We start from the raw sequence: 20,543 nt of genomic DNA on the forward strand, positions 1-20,543 counted from the left end.
GAAAACCTGTAATACGTTCGATGCTTCTAATACCATTTTTTTCAACAAGATGTTTGCAAATCTGGATTATGTCTTTTCTGGATAGATGTTTATGATATAGTGGTGTATTTGCTGTTTCAACAAACCAGGTACGGCAGTGATTGCAATAATACTGCTGATGCCCTGCTCGATTTTTTCCACGTTTCAGTATGTCCTTTCCTTCTTCCTTTGAGAAATATTTGCAATCTGGATTCTGACATGTAATGTCGATTTTTCCTCTAGGTCTAGCCATTAATACCACATTGTATTAATGGATTTTATACCATATATATTATGCGGTCTATTTCAGGACAATACCAAAGTTTTGTTCTCTGACCAGATCTATGAAGGTCAAGAAGCCTCCCGAGTCCTTTTGTCACATCGGTCGTATGCTCAACTTCAAAAGCAAATTCTGGCACAAGCATATCAGTATCCCCGCCAAACCATAAAACGTCTATATGGCTCACTATTTCTACAACCTTCGGATGAAATACATCTCTTTGAAATTCTTTTATGGTTGCAACTTCTTCAATGGGCATGTTCATAAACTTCTTTTTGGCATCATTGATTGCCGCCGAGGTTTCATAACCGTATATCTTCCCTAATTCAAGCAGCATCCCCTGAACATCTTCATGCGCCGGATTCGGGTTCTTCTTCGGGTCAAATTCTTGAAGAGGTTTTTCTTCCCTGAGGTACCATATACCGCTCCCCTTCTCCTCCTGATAAAAAATGCTGTACTGCTGAAGCGTCCGCCTCACTGTATCCCTCCAGGTCGGATTTGTCTCGGTTTTCCAGTGCCCCTCTATCTGCGAATTGATATCATCCAGATGTCCTGAATTGCCTATATTTGAGAGAGCTACTTTTACGACATCTTTCCATGTCACCTTGTTATCGCCCTTCATTTGAGGGCTAATATAAAATTCTTTGATCTTAACCATTTCGAGTAATACTTGCATTGGGTTAAAAAACGCGGCGGCTTCGGGGACGGCGCCGGATTTTTAATATTTGGATTGTAATAAATCTGCGGCGCTTTATACCGCAGAGCACGCAAAGCACACAAAGCGAAAGCATCTTTACATCGGCAGCGCCGAACATTCTAAAAAATCTGGGTTTGTCGATATTTTACTCGTCTTGACACGTATGGCGAAGCCATACGTGAATGCGCCCTCCAGAGGCGTGACTCTGGGCGCCTTCATCTGCGGTTTTTTATTTTCAAAAGGCCGAGCCATCAGAGTGGATTTTTATTCCTGCAATTATCCCATTTCTTGCATTTCGACCCTCCCTCCCTTCTGCTATCCCCGACCTTCACTATCCACGCAGCCACGCGCAACGGGAACGCCCCCCTTCTCAGAGAAATAACAGCGCCGTTTGAATAAAGCGAGGATGGTTATACGGGGAACATATCGGCGCCGGGGGATTAATATTTTAAGAGTGATAATTGTGTCGCGCTTTACACCCCAAAGGACGCAAAGTAAGAGTCTCCATGTTCTTATGCACCTGATTTTCACGAAAAGTATAATACCCTCAATACCTACTATTACAGAGATGGAAGAAAGAATAGTCGTAAATCCAAAAATAATGGTTGGGAAGCCTATTATTAAAGGAACGAGAATTCCTGTGGATGCCATATTGAGAAGGCTGGCAGATGGAATGAGTATAAAAGATATACTCGAAGAATATCCAAATCTCAAAGAAGAGGATATAAGGGCTGCTCTCAGGTACGTTTCAGAAGTGGTAGCCGGAGAACAAATAATCCCTATTGTGGAGACGGTTTGAAAGTCAAATTTCTAATAGATGAGTGTACAGGCAAGAGGCTTGCAGTCATGTTAAAGAATGCTGGATACGATGTTGTTTTTGTCGGTGACTGGAAACACTCTGCTTCTGACGATGAAGTTCTCCAAAAAGCAAACGAAGAGGGAAGAATTTTGATTACAGACGACAAAGACTTTGGCGAGCTTGTTTTCAGGCTAAAAAAACCTTCCAGTGGAATCATATTAATAAGAACTTCAACTACCAATGCAGCAACAAGATTTGACCTTCTTGCTATACTTTTAAAATCGACCGACGTGAATCGTAAATTTATCGTTTTAAAAGATAATGTAATAAAGATAAGGGATACTTAAAAAAATCTGCGTTTATTCGCTTTCATCTGCGGTTTTCAATTTTCAGAAGCCGATGCCATTAGAAGTGGTTGTTTCATCCTGCAACCATCCCTTTTCTTGAATTTCGACCCTCCCTCCTTTCCACTATCCCCGACCTTCACAATCCACGCAGTGCGCAACGGCAGCGCCCCCTTCACAGAAGAAGACCAGCCCCGTTTGAATAAAGCGAGGATGGTTATTCGGGGAACATATCGGCGCCGGGGGATTAATATTTTAAGAGTGATAATTGTTGGGCGCTTTATACCGTAAAGTCGGCTATGAAATGCTTTCATAGACAACAAAGAAAAACTAATAATTGTTAAATTGCCTTTTTGTTCTATGGTAAAGAGCAGAGAAGACCAATCGCGTGCTTGGGTTTTTTAAACCTGTCGCAAAGTCTGGTCTTTTTCTTGCGAATGGATAACTGTACCTTTGAGTACGTATACCAGATTGTCACTATTTCAAGTCTCTGCTTTTACCAGATTCCTCATAAAGAGGTGGTTTGAGATATGAATATACGAGTTGAAAAGTCTTGCGGCATAGATGTCCATAAAGCCTTTCTATCAGCAACAATACTGACACAAACTGGTATTAAAGATACAAGGGAATTCAGTACGAGTTTGGAAGGCTTACTGGACTTAAGAAATTGGATAGTAGAGAATGACTGTCAGAGGGTAGCCATAGAATCAACCGGAATTTACTGGATTCCAACCTACACAATGTTAGAAGGTAAAGTTGAAACAATAGTAGCGAACCCTTTACAGATAAAATATATTCCGGGAAGAAAGACAGATGACCTGGATTCGGAATGGATAGCTGAAGTTTGTTTGAATGGTCAGATAAAACCATCCTATGTACCATGCAGAGAAATACGTGATATACGCGAACTCACAAGAACACATGTAAAATTAAACCAGGCAATAACTGCATTCAAGAACAGAGTTCATAAAATATTACAGAGGGCAGGCATTCGGATTTCTGTAGTTCTTTCAGATATATTCGGCAAATCCGGTACCATCATCCTGAACGGTATATTGGATGGTAAATCCATAGAACAAATATTTGGAGAACTCAAAAGCAAACGGATAAAAGCAACGGAGGCTGAAATAAAAGAGGCTATAAAGGGTGAGTTGAGCCAGAGCGACATTTTTGTAGTAAAAGAATGTCTGGAAACGATTGGCTGGAGCGGTCTTGCACCTGCTGTAAATGAGTCAGCAGGAAAATCCTCTAACAGCCACATCACAAAAAGAGGCAATAAATATCTTCGAACGTTTCTTGTTCTGGCAGCAAATTCGATTGCTATTGGAAAACCAAACAAGCTTCGGTTTTTCTACCAGAGACTTCAGGCTAAAAAAGGACGGAAGAAGGCTATAGTTGCCCTTGCCAGGAAGCTTGCATGTATCGTCCATCATCTGCTCACAAACAATGAGAAATATTCTGAGGAAGAAATGAAAGAAAAGAAGATCAAACTTCCGAAGTTAATCCCGATGCAAGACCTTGATTTCGAAGAAATGATAGGAATCCTTTGCGAAGCAGGCTATACCGTTAATAAAAGTTCAGTAGCAGGATAATAAAGAATAAGCATAGAGTCTGAAATCCTAACATCATTGAGCTTTGGTTATCTTCAATAGATATATCTATACGTGATTATATAAATTTTATTTTGATACAATGAGCTTTCTTAATATAATATTTTGTTATGTAGGTTGAGCTACACCTCTGAAAACTCACTTTGGGTTAATCTTTTAACGTTTGAAGTTGTACTATTTTTCATACCAGCACGCAAGGAGCGCAAAGCTAAAGCTTCTTACTCCAAGCATTCAATAGATGCGCTTTTGATCAGCTTCTCCTGACCGCAACTCTCCCCTTGATCCCATCGAAGCAAACGATATATTTTCTAAGTATCTCCATACCGATCAGGATTTCCGGGTCATCTGACATAACAGCCGGAACTTCATGCCTGTCACCAAAGATTTCGATCTTAATAGTATCGATGTAAGACCAGGACAGTCCCGTAACACTCTGTATTCTGATAGGATAGTTGTTAGATAGTTCGAGCATCTCCCAGAGTTCTCTGGGAATAGCTATACCATCAGAACCTGTATCAAGAAAAGCGAGATATTTGTTTGAAATGTTAGATGTTGCGATACTTATTGGCACTACGGGGTCAGAATCGATATAATCATAAAAGATTTCATGACTCAAAGGCTCACCTGAAACGATATACAGCTTCCTTGGAACCTATTTTTCTAAAAGCAACGTTCTTCTTACTTTTTTTGAGATTTTTAATCCATTCAGGAATATTTTCCTGTTTTAAAACACCAACTATAGTCTCTTTGGCGAAATCGATGGCAACGATTTCCCCCTCATGTTCTTTTTCCAGTTCTGCAGCATGCTTCAGATAAATCTCGTTAACCTTCGAGTCTATGTTGGTCAAATAATCCATATGTTTTATTATTAATGTTCGATATTGATAAACTCTTTGTTGAGGTATGCCCGCTCCCTTTCTCCTCCTGATAAAAAATGCTGTACTGCGCAAGCGTCCGCCTCACTGTATCCCTCCAGGTCGGGTTTGTCTCGGTCTTCCAGTGCCCTTCTATCTGCGAATTGATATCCTCCAGATGTCCGGAATCGCCTATCTTTGAGAGAGCTTCTTTTACAACATCTTTCCATGTCAGCTTGATATCGCCCTTCATTTGAGGGCTAATATAAAATTCTTTGATCTTAACCATTTCGAGTAATGCTTACATTTGGTTAAAAAACCGCGGCGGCTTCGGGGACAGCGCCGGATTTTAATATTTAGATAATAATAAATAATATGGCGCCTGTGATGGAACACGGGGTGCACAGATGAAATGGATGCGCACGGATTCAAATTATCCGTTGAAATCCGTGTTCAACGTCGCAGTAAATCTGCGTTCATCATGCCGAAACCCTGCGGGTTCTCGACTCCGCGCCCACGTATGCCTGCGGGCATATCGCGCAGCGATATCCACGTATGGCGGAGCCATACGTGTGTGCGACGTCAAATGGCGCAACGGTTGACGTGGACACGCCCTCCAGAGGCGTGACTCTGGGCGCTTTCATCTGCGGTTTTTTATTTTCAAAAGACCGAGCCATCAGAGTGGATTTTCATTCCCGCATCCATCTGATTTCTTGAATTTCGACCCTCCCCCCTTCCACTATCCCCGACCTTCACTATCCACGCAGCGCGCAACGGCAGCGCCCCCTTCACAGAAAAGGACCTGACCCGGAGTTTAAATATCTAAATTAGATATAATTGTTGATTAACACCGTACGCTGATGTATAAAAAGTTATATTAAGAGTAATTATGAATATTGAATAAAGAGATTCAGCATGATACTTGAATATATAAACGCGGCACTGGAAAAGGCAAAATACGAAATAATTGAAGACGATGAGCCTTATTACGGGGAGGTCCCGGGGTTAAAAGGGATATGGGCGACCGGGAAAACCCTTGAGGAATGCAGAAGGAATCTTGCTGAAACAATAGAAGGATGGATAATCATCAGATTAAAAAAAGGTCTTCCAATCCCCTCGATCGGTCATAAGAAATTCAAAGAACCAAAGGTTGTGGGGTCTCTTGGCAAAATTGATGCCGGTATCATGGAACCAGCTTGTTAAAAGACTGAAATACTTTGGATTCGAAGGTCCATTCTCCGGGGGAAGGCACCCTTATATGATAAATGGAGACCTTGTTTTAACGATACCTAATCCACATAAGAAAGAGATAAGTGTAGATTTGCTATCCCGAATTTTGAAACAAGCTAATATTAAAAGGCAGGAATGGCTGAAAAGACAATAAGTGCAACCTGAAGAAAATAGCTAGCCAGTGAATCGTTATTTGGAAAAAAATCTTTCATTGATTTTACTAATTTCATTCCTCAGCCTTTATTTTATTGTAGAGAGCGCGTTTAATAACATGATCGAGTTCGGCTATATCCTTCTCTTTTAGCTCGCTCTTTTCGGCAAGAAGATTTCCAATTTTTATTTCAGAAAGCCTATTTATGATAGCTGACTCTACCCATTTCAAACCTTCCTTATTCTTCATTATCCATTTGAAATCGTTTGGAAGTCTTAAAACAACATCTACCATTTTTCACCTTGCTCAATTTTGTACTTGATATTATATTAACTCATGAGGTTTTTAAGGTTTTTCTCGGGGTCGAAGTCCTCAAGCGGCTTTTCCACTTCCTTGAGATACTATATCTTGCTCCCCTTCTCCTCCTGATAAAAAATGCTGTACTGTTGCAGCGTCCGCCATACTGTATCCCTCCGCGTCGGATTTATCTGGGTCTTCCAGTGCCCCTCTATTTGCGAATTGATATCATCCAGAGGTCCGGAATTACCTATATTTGAGAGAGCTTCTTTTACAACATCTTTCCATGTCAGCTTGATATCGCCCTTCATTTGAGGGCTAATATAAAATTCTTTGATCTTAACCATTTCGAGTAATACATTGGGTTAAAAAACGCGGCGGCTTCGGAAGCGGCGCCGGGTTTTAATATTTAAATGGTAATAAATATGCTGCACCTTTGATGGAGCACGGAGCGGACAAATGACAAGGATGCGCACAGATTCAAATTATCCTTAGAAATCCGTGCTCATCGTCGCAGTAAATCTGCGTTCATCATGCCGAAACCCTGCGGGTTCTCGACTCCGCGCTCACGTATGCCTGCGGGCATACGTCAAGGGTTGCGCCCCTTGAGGACGCCCGTCCACGTATGCCAGTGCGCTGGCATACGTGTGCACGCAATCGACTGGCGTGACAGTCGACGTGGACACGCCCTCCAGAGGCGTGACTCTGGGCGCTTTCATCTGCGGTTTGTAATTTTCATAAGGCAGAGCCCTTCAAAATTGTTGATTATTCCGACAACAATCCGATTTCTTGAATTTCGACCCTTCCTCCCTTCCACTATCCCCGACCTTCACTATCCACGCAGCCACGCGCAACGGCAGCGCCCCCTTCATAGAAAAAGACCAGCGCCGTTTGAATAAGGCATGGATTGTTGTTCGGGGAACATATGGGCGCCGGGGAATTAATATTTTAAGAGTGATAATTATATGGCGCTTTATACCGCAAGGCACGTAAAGAGGACAAAGCGAAGGTTTCTATCTATATCTGTCCACAGTTAGTACCAAGACTTTTATACACAATCAGGATGATTGTATAGATTGATTATCATGCAAAAAGAAATTTTCAAGCGGATCGTATGCGATCCCGATATTCTAGGTGGAAAACCTGTTATAAAAGGAACCAGGATATCTGTTGAGCTCCTGTTAGAACTGCTGGCGAACAACTGGACTCATGAAGAGATAATGGAAAATTATCCGTATATCAAAAAAGAAGACATCCTAGCAGCTCTAGAGTATTCACTATCGCTCCTGAAGGAAGAGCATATTTACATAATTCCGCAAAAGGCTATCGCTTGAACAATTCACCCACCTTTCTGGCTGATGAGAATATCCCCTTATCCTAATTAAACAACTCCGAAAGGAAGGATGTAAGATAGTATCAGTTATGGAAGATTTCACAGGCTCAAGCGATGAAAAGTTGTTAGAATTATCTTCAAGAAATAATTGGATAATAATTACATTCGATAAAGATTTTGGAGAATTGATTTATAAAAAGAAATCTAACAAACCGCATGGGATAATTCTTTTACGAGTAACTCCAAAATCGCTAAAATATATATTGCAACTATTAAAATGGCTTTTATTACAAGCAAATATCTCATTTGAAGGATATTTTGTGGTTGTGAACAAAGACAAAGTAAGAGCTATAAAAATGGATGATTTTAAATAATTAAGAGTGATAAATGCTCCTCGCTTTACACCGAAAAGTCCTTACGTAACTTTTTAATTCCATGGCATTTGTGATAAACAGGATTGTACAGATGGCACGGGAACGCTAGAATTTTGATTATCCGTGGAAATCCGTCAAATCCGTGTCATCCGTGCTCATCGTCGCAGTAAATCTGCGTTCATCGGCGTCATGCCCGCTGCAATGCATAGACACGTATCAAGGGTTGCGCCCCTTGAGGACGCAGACACGTATTGCGAAGCAATACGTGGATACGCAATCGACTGACGTGACAGTCGACGTGGACACGCCCTCCAGAGGCGTGACTCTGGGCGCCTTAATCTGAGGTTTCCTTTTCCATGAGCTGCGCCACTGCGTACGCAGGAAATACCCTGGATATCTTCCTGCCATATTTTTCTGAGACAAGCACAATATCAAGCCCGAGTTTATGAGCAGCTTTTTCAACCAGGAACTCACCCAGACCACATGCAACTATGAAATTCAAATCACATGTCTTCCCGACATCATGAATGGCATCTGACATATCCGTAACTTGCTTTTCCATAACCTGTTCAGCCAGTGAATTCAGGTCGTCTTCATCGATCTCTGCAAGGTCTGCGCAAACCACCCGGGCAAGCCTTCGCTGGGCATCGATCCTTTCCTTCCCCGCGCCGTCAGGTGTATCGCACGTGTAATCTTCCCGGGGTATCAGACCGAGAACTAGATAAGCATCGGCAGTTATCGCAAATAGCTCTGACGAGATGCGCGAGACTGCGCCACCCAGCTCAACTTTGTCAAGAACAGCAGCGATATTGGTACGCAGCGCCCCTGTGTAAACAAGCTCGCCCCTTTTCAGGCGCTCAAAGTCCGTTCTTGCTGCAAGAGATTTACCTTTCTTGATCGGGATGATATCAGTTGTCGTTGAGCCGGTATCCACGAACATACAATCCGTGAATTCTTTTCCGACGATAAGCGCGGATGCCATCCAGTTGGCTGCTGCGATGCTGCGTTTCTTCTCTTTCGTGAAATGACCATCGCTATCCAGGAACCAGGCATCTTTGAAGGCATTGTTCACTGCATCCATTATATACGACAGTCCGGTTTCCTTGTCCGGAAAACAATCTGCAAGCTCCCCCGTGATCACCACACCAACTTTTTCGGGTTCCAGCCGCTTTGAAATATCAATGAGAAACTCTGTCAGCCTTGCATTCTTCCACAGGGGAAGATAATGTAATTCTGAGGTTTTTCCATCAGCAGAGGCTATCTTGGTGTTGGCGCCCCCGATGTCAATGCCCAGGATCATGGATAGGAGTTGTTTGAGAAGGTTAAAAAGGTTATTGAATTATGGCCTGTTCCGGAATTCATGAAACATCACCAATTGATAATATTTATATCCCAAAACCAGCGAATAACAGACGATCATGAAGCTTGAGGAAATAATTCCGATCCTTGAAACCATTGCGCCTCCTGAACTTGCAGAGGATTTTGATGCAGGAAGAATAGGACTTGTGCTTGACAGGGGCAACGACATAAGGAAAATAGCCGTCGCACTTGACCCCACGGATCACGCATTAAAAGAAGCTGCGCGCCTTCAAGCCAGCCTTCTCATCACTCATCACACGTTGATATTCGATCCTGTAAATACGATCTCAAAGAGATTATCCGATTCTCTTAAAATCGCTATTGATAACGATATTTCCATTTACACCATGCATACGAATTATGATAAAGTGGAAGGCGGGGTGAATGATGTGCTTGCAGGACTACTTGGTTTGAAGAATCTCGTTACTCTTCCTCTCGGGCGCGTTGGCGAAATCAAGCCTTGCAGTTCGAATGGATTTGCTCACTTTTTATCAAAAAAATTGGATGCTCCTGTTCAGTACGCCGGGGATGGAAAAATAAAAAAGGTCATGGTGGTCGGAGGAAGCGGGTTCCGGAAGGAATACATTGATTTCGCTCTCGAACACGGCGCGGATGCCCTCGTGTCCGGTGAGCTGCGCCATGATGCGATAAGGTATGCCGGGGATTTGTGCCTTTTCGATGCCACCCATTACGCCACCGAAGCGCCCGCCATGAAAAAGCTTTGCGAAAAACTACCTGTACCCTCGTTTTTCATTGAGGATAAGCCCATGATAAAGTCAGTAGCTCCAGACAGACTCTAAACATAGTACCGTTGCTTGACCAGGAGTTCACAGTTTCTTTGTCATGTACGGGCCTTCGCGCTCGTACCCGAACTTCCTGTAATAATCCCTCACTCCGATACCGCTGGTCACGGCTATCTTTTCATATCCGCGGGAACGTGCCCTGCTTTCAGCCTCGGAAAGTAGCTCTTCCCCATATCCCCTGTGCTGCCACTGGGCATTCTTTGCACCCGCGCCAACCGGGACCATAGATCCGTAAACATGCAGTTCGCGCACCAGTGCCGCACCGAGAAGCTCCCGCCTGTGCGGCTCGAACGGGAAACGCAGCCTCACGAACCCGATAAGGATATCCTTCTCTGTATCCTCGAAAGAAACAAAGTGTTCTTTTCCCCCGCATGCCTCGTATTCTTCCACGATCAACTCGATGTTCTCAGGCTCCATGCCAGCAAGCATCCGATGCCCCACCTCGCGGCACCTGATGCACCGACACCTGCCTCCCATTTGCAGAAGCCGCTCTTGCGCAAGCTGCCTGATATTACTTTTCTTTATCCCGGCAAGCACCTGGTATGCAGGGATGTCGCGCTGTATCCTCTGCAGGCGCACCCATTTCGGAAGTATGGATTTGACCTTCGCAAGCAGCTCTACGGCTTCTTCAACTTCAAGCGGCGCATAATTCCCGAGCTCCCACATCCCGTGAAGCCGTGTTCCTTCTGTCACGAGCGTGGGGTAAATCTTCAGGTAATCCGGTTTGAAGCGCTCATCTTGGAATAATGTCCTGAACATGCGAAAGTCCGACTCCGGCGTCGAGCCGGGAAGCCCGGGCATCATGTGGAACCCGACCTTCAAGCCGCTATCTCTGAGCCTTTTATTCGCATTCGCACTTTCCGCTACTGTATGCCCGCGCTGTATCCCTGCAAGGATAAAATCATACGTGCTCTGAACGCCTATCTCCACCTTTGTCGCACCGAGGTCAAGTATGGTATCGATGTGCTCTTTTTCAGTCCAATCGGGTCTTGTCTCTATCGTGATCCCCACATTCCTGATCCGCGCGTTTTCATTGGCAGCCTGGGCATCTTCGATCGAAATATACCTTTTCCCATCCCGCCATTCCTTACCGTAAAAATCATTCATCGCTTCGATGGCGCGCTTCACGAACCATTCCTGATAGCAGAGCGTTCGCGACGTATATGTCCCTCCCATTACGATCAGTTCCGCTTTTTCGACATTATGCCCTATCTGCAAAAGCTGTTTTAAGCGCGAGGAAACCTGTAAATAAGGATCAAAATCATTCTCGAACGCGCGCCTCGCTGCGGGTTCCGCTCCCATGTAGCTCTGAGGGGATTGGAATTTCGAGGATGGGCCTCCGGGACATGGAAGGCACATCCCATGAGGACATGGGGCAGGTGAGGTCATCGCCGCAATTACGGCAACGCCTGAGATGGTCCTCACGGGTTTCAGCTGCAGGAGGGAAAGAACATTCTGCTTTTCCTCATCCTCTGCGGCTGCTAGTATTGAAGAATTGCTTAGCAATGCCGAAAGCTTATAACGTTTGCTGATTTCTTTTTTGGCTGCGTTCAGCTCCTGCTCGTTAGTTATCTCTTTTCGCAATATCTGTTCTATGAGTTCTCTGCATGCAGATTCGATCGCAGTCATTCTGTTCTTCTATTGGCATGCAGAGTAATTAAGGTTGGGAATTACCAGAATTTCCACCAGGGCTTCTTGCCGGGCATCCCTTTCGGCCCGCCCTTCAGGTATTTCTCGGGTTCTGACTCGAACGCTTTCTTGCATCCGGGTGCGCAGAAATAATATGTGGTACCTTTATAATCCATCTTCTGCTGCGCTGTTTTCTCATCCACTGTCATTCCGCAAACCGGGTCTATTGCCATAATTTTCCTCCTCTTAATACCGAATCTTTATTTACTCGCAACTGAATAATCCTTTCGCAAAGTTCCTGCCAAACTCCACACATTTTTCAAGTTCATCCTTGGTTGGCTGCCACTTGAATTTGATGCCTTCCTGAAGAATTTTTATCCTGGATCTCTCAAGGTTCTCCTCAATGAGCTTCACGTTCTCCCCGCTCCAGCCATAAGTTCCGAATCCTGCGCCCACTTTATTCTTGAACCTCAATCCTTTCAGGTCCTCAAGTATGGGCTTGATGGTGGGCAGAAGACCGTTATTCAGCGTGGGTGAACCAATAATGACCCCTTTTGCCTTGAACACTTCTGTTAGCACATCATTGCGGTCGCACACTGCCATATTGAAGAGTTTGTACTTCACCCCTTCTTTTTCAAGCCCCTCCCCAATCGCCACTGCCATTTTTTCTGTGCCTTTCCACATGGTATCGTAGATGATCACCACGGACCCGTCATTCTTCCCTGAGGCCCATTCATAATATTTCTCCACGATCTGCAAAGGATCCTCTCTCCAGATTATTCCATGGCTCGGGGCAATGATATCCACCGGGATGTTGAGTTTCTTAAACTCGTCAATTTTCTTTATCACAAGATCGCTGAAAGGAGTAAGGATATTGGCATAATATTTTATGGCTTCCTGGTAGACCTCGATCATATCCACCTCATCATCAAAGCGCGATGACGACGCATAGTGCTGCCCGAAAGCATCATTGGGCATCAGGATATTCTTACCTGTGAGGTACGTGAACATGCTGTCCGGCCAGTGAAGCATGGGAGCGCTCACGAAAACGAGACTGTTCCTGCCCAGGCTTATCGTATCACCGGTCTTCACTGTCTTGAAATTCCAGTGATAGTGGTAGTGTTTGTAGACACTTTCCTTTCCCTTCTCTGATACCACTAGCGTGGCATCCGGTATGAGTTTCATCAATTCCGGGAGACCACCAGAGTGGTCGGTCTCTGCATGGTTTGCAATAACATAATCGATCTTTTTGATATCGATTATTTTTTCAATGTTCTCTATCAACTCATGCGAATACGGCCCGTACACGGTATCCACGAGGGCGATCTTTTCATCGATTATCAGGTAAGCATTATATGTAGTGCCCCTGTGGGTCGAATACTCATGACCGTGAAAATTCTTTATGTTCCAGTCCACGACCCCTACCCAGTACACGCCGTCTTTCAATTCAACTGCCATTTTATCACACTCCTAACTTGAAACCATTGTTTGGTTTTGATTCTATTGAACCATACCTAATGTTCTTTTACAGCCTCAATCGCTTTATCCCTCTCAGGGAGACCGAAAAATAAAATCCTATCCCCGATCATGGTTCACGATGGACTGCCTTTTCGACAAAACTTATTCCATGCATTTCACATCCATGGATTTGCATTTCGGGCACCGCACATTTGTGCCTATGCCCTTGAATTTCTTGCTGCAATTGTTGCATTCATATTCATGCATATCAATACCGCCTTCAATTTCTACTCCAAATGAATCTCCTACGCTGCACATATTTACCTCCTTATTTCTTGATTCTGCATGCTAACAGTGATCCTACCCTTCTGCATAGTTCAAGCTCCTCTTCTCCCGGCATCCTCTTTATTAACAAATCCTGTATCATCTCCATGCCATAAGATGATAATTTTTTGTTTATCTCATCTGTGGCCTCGAAGCTCCAGCCGTAAGACCCGAATGCAAGGCCCACTTTACCGGACAGGTCGATACCCGCGAGATCATTTAAGAATTTTAGAACTGTTGGCATCATGGCATGATTGTAATTTGGAGAACCGATGGCAACGGCATCTGTATCTATTAGGTCGTTCCTGTCCGCCTCGTTCACATTTTTCAACAGGGTCTCCAAGCCCTCGCCTTTTGCGCCTTCATCTATTGCCACTGCCATCCGCTCGGTATTATGCGATCCAGTACCGTAAATGATCACAAGTTTCGACATGCTCCCACGAAATATAATCATTTTTCATTGTATTTGTACTTTATCCCGTGCAATTTTTCTACTTCATGGCCCTGAACAGCGTATCCGTCACCATCTCAAACGGTTTCACAACTATGAAGGCATGCTTCCCGAGATTTTTCCTGAGGGCGAACTGCACCAGCCCTTTCCCTATCTTTCCGGTTGGATACTCGCCTGAAATTTTTTGTGAAACCGAGGGCAAGGTCTTTTTAGATAGGCAGATGCATATCGCTCACAGATATATTTTCGTATACATATGAATGCCAAGAATAAGTGAGATGATCCACAGCATTAAAGCCAGCCTCATGACCGTCTTTAGATTAATACTGCTTCTCATCCTCCCCGTAAACACCAGGTTTATGTAAATCCACACCAGGATGAGCAATAGACCGATTGTATGGTGCGCCAGCATCTCCGCTAAGAACAGGTTTGGCTTTATATTTTCAACATACCCGAGCAGCGAGGGGAGCATTATGAGAGCGATTGCGATTATCTGCACAATAACTGCTGCTCTGACTATCATGCAGTGCTTTCCGAGATTCCTTTTCTTCGCAAGAAATACCGCAGCGGATAAAATTATTATCAGCAAAACCTGGAGAGCCAGGTTTACTAAAGCCTGTGTTCTTATATCGAAAACCATGTATTTTCACCCCTTAATAATCACTGTGATTTACTTTGGTTTATCGATACTACCTGATAAAGGTTTATGAACTTTTAAGATGCAAGAGAGTTTGGTGTTAAGAGAGATATATGCAACCGATATAGAAACCTCAGATTAACCCGGATTACCAGTGTTTATCTGCGATCTTTTGAGACTCTGCAACACCAAAAAAATTACAACAATGAGAATGAAAAGCTATATATATGATTAATAATTATAATTATTATTATGATAATTACCATAATCTGAATTGACATGGTAATGATTAATAGGAGACTGTGTGAAAAAAATATGGAATGCAAGCATTTGAAGGTTGGTTGTGTCACACGCATCATAAACCAGACATGGGAAGAAAAGCGTGCATGTGATTGCGGAATTCGCTGCGTCTATCAAAACAATCCATCCCCTAACCCTTTGAAGTAGACTCCTAAAGGACACCTGATTATTGGCAGGGTGGAAAGTCAAAGATTTGAAAAACAACCCGGATTTTACCCCTTTGGTTTGCGACCTTTTAAGATCAGGATAAGGTTCTGCTTATTCCTATCGTCCGCAAGAGCTTGAAAAACATCCATCCCCTCTCATGTTTTTTTAATACTACGATCTAATACCTTCAATGGCATTCCTTGCATCTTCATAAATATCAACACCGAGCCACATCACTCTTGCAAGTTTATCCAGAGCATCCAGCGCCTCACTTTTAGATATTATCCCCAATTTAGCAGACCTTATCAGTACACCTATTGAACCAACGACCTCAAGCCCCATTCCAATTGCAAACCTCCTTGCTGCAAGGTCATCAATGAGTATCAGGCATTTCCTTTTTCTTGCAAGCATTATTGCGGATGACTCTCCAATATCTATGCCAGCGCTTTCTGCAATTTCCTTTACACCGCTACTTTTGCCCTGGTCTATCAATAGCCATCCGTTTTCCAGTTCACTCTCTATCAAAAAAGCATCTGCTGCGCCCTCGTCCTTACCCCTGTCAACAACCTCAAGTTTGACCTCATGCGGTATTACCACCTCGCCAAACAGTTCCTTAAGAAGTTTAAGACGGTCTATTCTTGCAAGATGGATGAGCGGACCCGAATTGCTTACTATCATGCCTTCATAGCCCACTTAATATCGGCATTCAAATCCTCTTTTTCGTATCTGAAGGGAAGGTTACGCCTCTTGATCTCCTCAAGTGCTGCTCTGTATGTTATTCCAGCCTTCTTTGCAGCTTTCCAGAGGGAGATTTTCCCCTCAGCGTATGATTGAAAGGCTTTTTTTATCCGGTATTCACGGAGCGCCTCGCCTATGAGCTTGCGCAGCATCGTGCCTTTGTCGAGGACTTCCTGCTTGCAGGCTTCTTCGATATCGTTTATGTATTGCTCTGGCAGGCGGATGGAGATTGTTTTCATAATGATTACATTTTATTATAACGTATACTTAAGCCTGTTGGTTGCGGTTTGCGTCTTTTTTGTAGCAAGGTGATTAATGATGCTGAGGCGATTGCGGACTGGAATATGAAGCATTTCGGGCTGGAGTGAGGATGCCTTTTTTCTATTTTAAACAATAAACCTAGAAAAATAGATGCGGGAATGGACAGCTATATACTATGAATAATAATTTATATATTAGTTTTACTATTAGATAATATGTAGACCTTAAATGAACCCTGATGAAATTGATGAAATTGTAAAGAATGGTTTGGAGAGTTTGAAAACTATCCAGGGATTTGAAAAATAAGGTTCATTATTTTGTATGGTTCTGCGGCTGCCAATCCAATCTGTACTAGGTAATCTTCGATATACTCAATCGCAACATCAAGCTTTCTTTCTGCAGCTATTTTTCCATTATTACACAAATTGGCAATTACTTCCAATATAGAGTCTTCATCTTTTCTACTTATAGCCAGTTTTCCAACTCTTGTTAAGTGATTAAAAACATGCTCTGATATTTTTCCTTCTTCGTCCTTTAATAAAGTTTCATTTTTGAATACACGGCCAGTATTTTCACCTATGGCTTTCAATCCATCTCTAACGGTTTCATAGTCATATTTCATCATCGAGCCGCGCACTATATCAATAATCGGCTGAATCGGGTCTTTCTCCATATCAATTATAGGTTGAATTGGGTTCTTCTTGTCTAATTGTATAGAGGATAGAATATTCTGCCTTGTTATCCTCTCAGCCAGTATATTAATCACAGTAGTGGGCTTCAGCAATTCGAGAGTGTTCCAAATATACGGCACCAGCGCCACAAACGCAAATACTCCAAGATAATAAGCAAACGAAACATGCGCCTCAAGATTCGATAGCCTGCCCACCTGCGGATTCTCAATCATCTTCAGCACACCCAGCCCGTAAAAAATAGCAATCCCATAAATCCCCATCAGTATCCACAAATCCGGCGCCTTCTTAAACACCTCATTCACTCTCTCCGAATACGACTGCGCCGCAAGCTGCACGGCAACAAGGCTCAACGTCACCACAAGCGCCACGATTGCAGCCTCGCTCTGCACGAGCGCGCTGAGCATGTATCGGGCACTGTCCACGTCGGTGTGAAGGAAGTAACGATAAGAGAAAACGATATGCAAGGCTGTAATTATAACGGCGCCGAGAGCGAAATATAGCGTCAGTCTGTTCAACCATTTCGGTTCGTTCAACCAAGGAAATATCTTTGATTTGAACTCTTTAATCGGCATACCAACGAGTAGAGACAGTTGTAAGACGTATAAAACTATTGAAAAGATTGATGTGCTATATGGTCAATATTAAGATAGAAGCATAATTATGGATGTTCTTGCAATCGTTAAGAGAAATAAGACTTTCCTGAAAGAAAGGTTTGGAGTCAAAAAAATTGGTGTTTTCGGCTCAATGGCGAGGGGAGAATCTAAGGAAGAAAGCGATGTTGACGTGCTGGTGGAGTTTGTGAGCACAAAAATAAGCTTTGACAACTTTATGGAATTGAGCTTCTACCTTGAAGACCTTTTTGGAAAAAAGGTTGATTTAATCACCACTAGCGGGTTGGACAAGTATATTCGTCCCTATGTGGAAAAAGAGGTCGTCTGGTGTGAAAAGTGATGAAGTTTATATAAAACATATTCTCGATGAAATTGGATTTCTAAAGACGCAGAGCATAAATTTAGAGCTTGGAGACCTCATGAAAAATGAAGTTTTAAAACGCGCTTTTCCAAGAAGCATAGAAATTATAGGTGAGGCAGCCAAAAACGTTTCCAATCCCTTAAAAGAAAAATATCCCGAAATCGAATGGAAGAAAATTGCGGGAATGAGAGACAAATTGATTCATGCATATTTTGGAATTAGCTGGGACATAGTATGGGATGTTATCAAGAATAAGCTTCCTGAGATTGAAAAAAGCATAAAGATCCTAAAAGAAAAAGAATTCGATTAATAAGACAATCTACCTTCAATCACCCTCGCCGAATATGCTTGCGCCGCAAGCTGCACATCAATAAGGCCAAAGTAACCACACGCGTGTCGAGCATAGTACGGACGCTGTCCACATCTGTGTGCAGGAAGCCAAAGTAAGAAAAAAAATACTTGCAAGATATGATTATCGCAGCACAAAGGGCCGGAATAAAGCGCTTATATTAAAAAAAATAAAAATCGTGGGCACCCGTTGTGCCCATCTGTTCCTACTGATCCAATTCCAAATTACATCATGTAGCTTTCCGGCCCCGGCATCTGCATCTCGCTCTTCTTCTCAGGTATCTCTGCCACAAGGGCTTCCGTGGTCAGCATCAGGCCTGCTATGCTGGCTGCATTCTGCAGGGCGGTGCGCACCACCTTTACAGGATCTATGATGCCTGCTTCGATCATATCCTTATAGGCATCGGTCTTTGCATCGTAGCCCATGTTCGGATTGGCTTCAGCCTTCAATTTCTCTAGCACCACAGAGCCTTCCTTGCCTGCATTTATCGCGATCTGTTTCAGCGGCTCTTCGATCGCTTTCCTGATGATATTCACACCGATCATCTGATCTCCTTCCAGAGAGAGGCTATCAAGCGAACTTGCAGCCCGGAGCAGCGCGATGCCGCCGCCTGCCACAACGCCTTCCTCTATTGCTGCCTTCGTTGCATTCAGGGCATCGTCTATGCGCATCTTCTTTTCCTTTAGCTCGGTCTCCGTTGCCGCGCCCACGTTCACAACGGCAACGCCGCCCGAAAGCTTGGCAAGGCGCTTCTTAAGGTCGGTCTTCTTGTACTCGGATTCCTCAAGCTTGACGCGTCCCTCGATGACGGAAATCCTTCTCTTGATATCCTCTTTCTTTCCCTGCCCCTCGATAATGATGGTCTTTTCCTTGTTCACCCTTATCTTCTTCGCGCTTCCAAGGTCAAGGAGCTTTGCATTCTCAAGCTTCATGCCCAGCTCTTCGCTTATAACCTTCCCGCCCGTGAGTATGGCTATATCCTCCAGTATCTCCTTGCGTTCGTCGCCAAAACCGGGCGCTTTTACGGCGCATACCTTGAGTGCCCCGCGAATGATGTTCAGCACGATGGTGGCCAGCGCTTCTCCTTCAATATCCTCGGCTATGATGAGCAGTGGCCTGTTTTCCTTCACCACAGCTTCAAGTACGGGAATAAATTCCTTCATCGAACTTATCTTCTTGTCATACATGAGAACCAGCGGATTTTCAAGCAAAGCTTCCATTCCTTCCTTATCCGTGACCATGTACGGCGAAAGATATCCTTTATCGAGCTGCATTCCTTCCACCACTTCAAGCGATGTCTCCATGGATTTTGCCTCTTCCACTGTTATGACACCTGAAGCTCCCACTTTATCCATGGCATCGGAGATGAGATTCCCTATTTCTTCGTCATTGTTTGCCGAAATAGTGGCTACCTGTGTGATCTTTTCTTTCGTTTTCACCTCTTCGCTCATTCCTTTGATGGATTTCACCACTGTCTCCGTCGCCTTGTCAATGCCACGCTTGATCTCGATAGGATTCGCCCCCACGGTGATGTTCTTCATGCCGTTATGCAGGATGGCCTGCGCAAGCAGCGTGGCAGTCGTGGTTCCGTCACCTGCGACGTCCTGGGTTCTGGTCGCCACCTCTTTCACAAGCTTGGCGCCCATATCCTCGTAAGGATCTTTCAGGTCGATCTCCTTGGCTATCGTGACCCCGTCGTTGGAGATCACGGGGCTCCCGAAACTCTTTGAAAGGACTACGTATCTTCCCTTCGGTCCCAGTGTGATCTTTACAGTATTGGCCAGCTGATCCACACCTTTCAATAGAGCGTGCCTCGCTTCATCATTGAATATCAATTGTTTTGCCATTTTATCCCTCTATCTTTGCGATTACGTCCTTTGTATCCAGGATGAGATATTTTTCCCCATCCACTTCCATCTCTTCTGAACTATACCCGGCATATAATATTATGTCCCCTTTTTTTATGGGGAATTCCTTTTCTTCGACTGTGCCTAATTCAACGACTATCCCCTGTTTTTTCTTTTCCTTTGCAGTTTCGGGAATAAATATCCCGCCTTTGGTCTTTTCTTCTTCTTTCATAGGTTTAATTAAAACTCGTTTCCCTATTGGTTTTATTTTCATAGATTTCACCTTCTTTTTAACTCAAAAAATTTTATGATATAATTATCTTTCACGCTTTTTAGAAATCCGCCCGCAAGAACTGCGGCAGCCGCCCCCGGCCTCATAATCCTCAATCTTCGGCGATAACGCCGCTTTTCATAATTAACACGGGCTGACCCGTTAAATATCCTGCCATTGTAACCTCCGTAAATATTCGATCCTTTCTAGCAATTTTCCCACATGCACGGGGTTTTTCCATTGTTTGCAATTCTATATAAAAGTTGCTCAAAAATATAATAAATTGATAAAAATAAATTCCAGAAATCTGAACCTGTT

At 43.7% G+C, this 20,543-nt stretch carries 32 protein-coding genes; 9 read left to right on the plus strand and 23 right to left on the minus strand.

Features of this window, described 5'->3' with window-relative positions; all coding sequences use genetic code 11:
* From O8C65_04335 to O8C65_04345, 3 genes are all read right to left on the minus strand, one after another.
* Positions 1–271, minus strand: a 271-nt coding sequence (locus tag O8C65_04335) for an IS1 family transposase (GenBank protein ID MCZ7356138.1), incomplete at its 3' end; no start/stop codon positions are given.
* Positions 272–296: 25 nt separating this feature from the next.
* The gene (locus O8C65_04340) at positions 297–920 is read right to left on the minus strand and encodes a hypothetical protein (protein MCZ7356139.1); all 624 of its coding nucleotides are present in this window, start codon (positions 918–920) and stop codon (positions 297–299) included.
* A gap of 171 nt (positions 921–1,091) precedes the next feature.
* Positions 1,092–1,247: a hypothetical protein gene (locus tag O8C65_04345; protein ID MCZ7356140.1), complete on the minus strand. Its 156-nt coding sequence runs from the start codon at positions 1,245–1,247 to the stop codon at positions 1,092–1,094.
* Between the two features lie 316 nt (positions 1,248–1,563).
* On the opposite strand from O8C65_04345, the gene O8C65_04350 reads away from it, so the two are divergent.
* Positions 1,564–1,794, plus strand: a complete 231-nt coding sequence (locus O8C65_04350) for a DUF433 domain-containing protein (protein ID MCZ7356141.1) — start codon at positions 1,564–1,566, stop codon at positions 1,792–1,794.
* Positions 1,791–2,141, plus strand: a complete 351-nt coding sequence (locus O8C65_04355) for a DUF5615 family PIN-like protein (protein MCZ7356142.1) — start codon at positions 1,791–1,793, stop codon at positions 2,139–2,141. Before O8C65_04350 ends, O8C65_04355 begins: the two co-directional genes overlap by 4 nt.
* 35 nt (positions 2,142–2,176) lie before the next feature.
* Here the strand turns inward: O8C65_04355 and O8C65_04360 are convergent, their stop codons facing one another.
* Positions 2,177–2,299, minus strand: coding sequence for a hypothetical protein (locus O8C65_04360; protein ID MCZ7356143.1), 123 nt, complete (start codon positions 2,297–2,299; stop codon positions 2,177–2,179).
* A gap of 369 nt (positions 2,300–2,668) precedes the next feature.
* Here O8C65_04360 and O8C65_04365 point away from each other — a divergent pair, with 369 nt between their 5' ends.
* Positions 2,669–3,730 (plus strand): transposase, encoded by a 1,062-nt coding sequence (locus O8C65_04365; protein MCZ7356144.1) that lies wholly within the window; start codon positions 2,669–2,671, stop codon positions 3,728–3,730.
* A gap of 268 nt (positions 3,731–3,998) precedes the next feature.
* Here O8C65_04365 and O8C65_04370 read toward each other — a convergent pair whose 3' ends face one another.
* From O8C65_04370 to O8C65_04385, 4 genes are all read right to left on the minus strand, one after another.
* Entirely contained in the window at positions 3,999–4,364 is a 366-nt protein-coding gene (locus tag O8C65_04370) for a hypothetical protein (GenBank protein MCZ7356145.1), read from the minus strand.
* Between the two features lie 4 nt (positions 4,365–4,368).
* Positions 4,369–4,605, minus strand: coding sequence for a hypothetical protein (locus O8C65_04375; GenBank protein ID MCZ7356146.1), 237 nt, complete (start codon positions 4,603–4,605; stop codon positions 4,369–4,371).
* Complete coding sequence (locus O8C65_04380) at positions 4,571–4,855, minus strand: hypothetical protein (GenBank protein MCZ7356147.1); 285 nt, start codon at positions 4,853–4,855, stop codon at positions 4,571–4,573. Before O8C65_04380 ends, O8C65_04375 begins: the two co-directional genes overlap by 35 nt.
* A gap of 226 nt (positions 4,856–5,081) precedes the next feature.
* Positions 5,082–5,279 carry a hypothetical protein gene (locus O8C65_04385; GenBank protein ID MCZ7356148.1) on the minus strand — a complete coding sequence of 66 codons (198 nt, stop codon included), beginning with the start codon at positions 5,277–5,279 and terminating at the stop codon, positions 5,082–5,084.
* A gap of 238 nt (positions 5,280–5,517) precedes the next feature.
* On the opposite strand from O8C65_04385, the gene O8C65_04390 reads away from it, so the two are divergent.
* On the plus strand, positions 5,518–5,805 hold the full coding sequence (locus tag O8C65_04390) for a type II toxin-antitoxin system HicB family antitoxin (protein MCZ7356149.1): 288 nt from the start codon (positions 5,518–5,520) through the stop codon (positions 5,803–5,805).
* A 253-nt stretch (positions 5,806–6,058) separates the two neighbouring features.
* On the opposite strand, the gene O8C65_04395 is transcribed toward O8C65_04390, so the two are convergent.
* Both O8C65_04395 and O8C65_04400 read right to left on the minus strand, forming a co-directional pair.
* Complete coding sequence (locus O8C65_04395; GenBank protein ID MCZ7356150.1) at positions 6,059–6,277, minus strand: hypothetical protein; 219 nt, start codon at positions 6,275–6,277, stop codon at positions 6,059–6,061.
* A gap of 107 nt (positions 6,278–6,384) precedes the next feature.
* Positions 6,385–6,591, minus strand: coding sequence for a hypothetical protein (locus tag O8C65_04400; GenBank protein MCZ7356151.1), 207 nt, complete (start codon positions 6,589–6,591; stop codon positions 6,385–6,387).
* Positions 6,592–7,365: 774 nt separating this feature from the next.
* Between O8C65_04400 and O8C65_04405 the strand changes: the two genes are divergently transcribed.
* Positions 7,366–7,614, plus strand: coding sequence for a DUF433 domain-containing protein (locus O8C65_04405; GenBank protein MCZ7356152.1), 249 nt, complete (start codon positions 7,366–7,368; stop codon positions 7,612–7,614).
* Positions 7,615–7,660: 46 nt separating this feature from the next.
* A complete protein-coding gene (locus tag O8C65_04410; protein ID MCZ7356153.1) occupies positions 7,661–7,987 on the plus strand; it encodes a DUF5615 family PIN-like protein in 327 nt (108 codons plus the stop codon).
* A 334-nt stretch (positions 7,988–8,321) separates the two neighbouring features.
* Here the strand turns inward: O8C65_04410 and O8C65_04415 are convergent, their stop codons facing one another.
* Entirely contained in the window at positions 8,322–9,287 is a 966-nt protein-coding gene (locus O8C65_04415; protein MCZ7356154.1) for a H4MPT-linked C1 transfer pathway protein, read from the minus strand.
* A gap of 118 nt (positions 9,288–9,405) precedes the next feature.
* On the opposite strand from O8C65_04415, the gene O8C65_04420 reads away from it, so the two are divergent.
* On the plus strand, positions 9,406–10,146 hold the full coding sequence (locus O8C65_04420; protein ID MCZ7356155.1) for a Nif3-like dinuclear metal center hexameric protein: 741 nt from the start codon (positions 9,406–9,408) through the stop codon (positions 10,144–10,146).
* A 27-nt stretch (positions 10,147–10,173) separates the two neighbouring features.
* Here O8C65_04420 and O8C65_04425 read toward each other — a convergent pair whose 3' ends face one another.
* The 10 genes from O8C65_04425 to O8C65_04470 all read right to left on the minus strand — a co-directional run bounded on the left by O8C65_04425 (position 10,174) and on the right by O8C65_04470 (position 17,358).
* Positions 10,174–11,778, minus strand: a complete 1,605-nt coding sequence (locus O8C65_04425; protein ID MCZ7356156.1) for a tRNA uridine(34) 5-carboxymethylaminomethyl modification radical SAM/GNAT enzyme Elp3 — start codon at positions 11,776–11,778, stop codon at positions 10,174–10,176.
* 41 nt (positions 11,779–11,819) lie between these two features.
* A complete protein-coding gene (locus O8C65_04430; protein ID MCZ7356157.1) occupies positions 11,820–12,011 on the minus strand; it encodes a YHS domain-containing protein in 192 nt (63 codons plus the stop codon).
* A gap of 31 nt (positions 12,012–12,042) precedes the next feature.
* The gene (locus O8C65_04435) at positions 12,043–13,236 is read right to left on the minus strand and encodes a flavodoxin domain-containing protein (GenBank protein ID MCZ7356158.1); all 1,194 of its coding nucleotides are present in this window, start codon (positions 13,234–13,236) and stop codon (positions 12,043–12,045) included.
* A gap of 162 nt (positions 13,237–13,398) precedes the next feature.
* Entirely contained in the window at positions 13,399–13,554 is a 156-nt protein-coding gene (locus tag O8C65_04440; protein MCZ7356159.1) for a hypothetical protein, read from the minus strand.
* 10 nt (positions 13,555–13,564) lie between these two features.
* On the minus strand, positions 13,565–13,993 hold the full coding sequence (locus tag O8C65_04445) for a flavodoxin domain-containing protein (protein MCZ7356160.1): 429 nt from the start codon (positions 13,991–13,993) through the stop codon (positions 13,565–13,567).
* A gap of 58 nt (positions 13,994–14,051) precedes the next feature.
* Positions 14,052–14,213 carry a hypothetical protein gene (locus tag O8C65_04450; protein ID MCZ7356161.1) on the minus strand — a complete coding sequence of 54 codons (162 nt, stop codon included), beginning with the start codon at positions 14,211–14,213 and terminating at the stop codon, positions 14,052–14,054.
* Between the two features lie 30 nt (positions 14,214–14,243).
* Positions 14,244–14,651, minus strand: coding sequence for a hypothetical protein (locus O8C65_04455; protein MCZ7356162.1), 408 nt, complete (start codon positions 14,649–14,651; stop codon positions 14,244–14,246).
* Between the two features lie 615 nt (positions 14,652–15,266).
* Positions 15,267–15,773, minus strand: a complete 507-nt coding sequence (locus tag O8C65_04460; protein ID MCZ7356163.1) for a hypothetical protein — start codon at positions 15,771–15,773, stop codon at positions 15,267–15,269.
* On the minus strand, positions 15,770–16,072 hold the full coding sequence (locus O8C65_04465) for a UPF0175 family protein (GenBank protein ID MCZ7356164.1): 303 nt from the start codon (positions 16,070–16,072) through the stop codon (positions 15,770–15,772). Before O8C65_04465 ends, O8C65_04460 begins: the two co-directional genes overlap by 4 nt.
* Positions 16,073–16,377: 305 nt before the next feature.
* Positions 16,378–17,358: a DUF2254 domain-containing protein gene (locus O8C65_04470; GenBank protein MCZ7356165.1), complete on the minus strand. Its 981-nt coding sequence runs from the start codon at positions 17,356–17,358 to the stop codon at positions 16,378–16,380.
* A gap of 88 nt (positions 17,359–17,446) precedes the next feature.
* Here O8C65_04470 and O8C65_04475 point away from each other — a divergent pair, with 88 nt between their 5' ends.
* Complete coding sequence (locus O8C65_04475; GenBank protein ID MCZ7356166.1) at positions 17,447–17,737, plus strand: nucleotidyltransferase family protein; 291 nt, start codon at positions 17,447–17,449, stop codon at positions 17,735–17,737.
* A complete protein-coding gene (locus O8C65_04480; protein MCZ7356167.1) occupies positions 17,727–18,068 on the plus strand; it encodes a DUF86 domain-containing protein in 342 nt (113 codons plus the stop codon). The genes O8C65_04475 and O8C65_04480 overlap by 11 nt, the downstream gene beginning before the upstream one ends.
* Before the next feature lie 263 nt (positions 18,069–18,331).
* Here O8C65_04480 and groL read toward each other — a convergent pair whose 3' ends face one another.
* Entirely contained in the window at positions 18,332–19,954 is a 1,623-nt protein-coding gene (gene groL / locus O8C65_04485; protein ID MCZ7356168.1) for a chaperonin GroEL, read from the minus strand.
* 1 nt (position 19,955) lies between these two features.
* A complete protein-coding gene (groES, locus tag O8C65_04490) occupies positions 19,956–20,228 on the minus strand; it encodes a co-chaperone GroES (protein ID MCZ7356169.1) in 273 nt (90 codons plus the stop codon).
* Between the last annotated feature and the right edge of the window lie 315 nt (positions 20,229–20,543).

It is taken from the genome of Candidatus Methanoperedens sp., assembly GCA_027460535.1.
In the GTDB taxonomy this organism is placed as follows: domain Archaea; phylum Halobacteriota; class Methanosarcinia; order Methanosarcinales; family Methanoperedenaceae; genus Methanoperedens.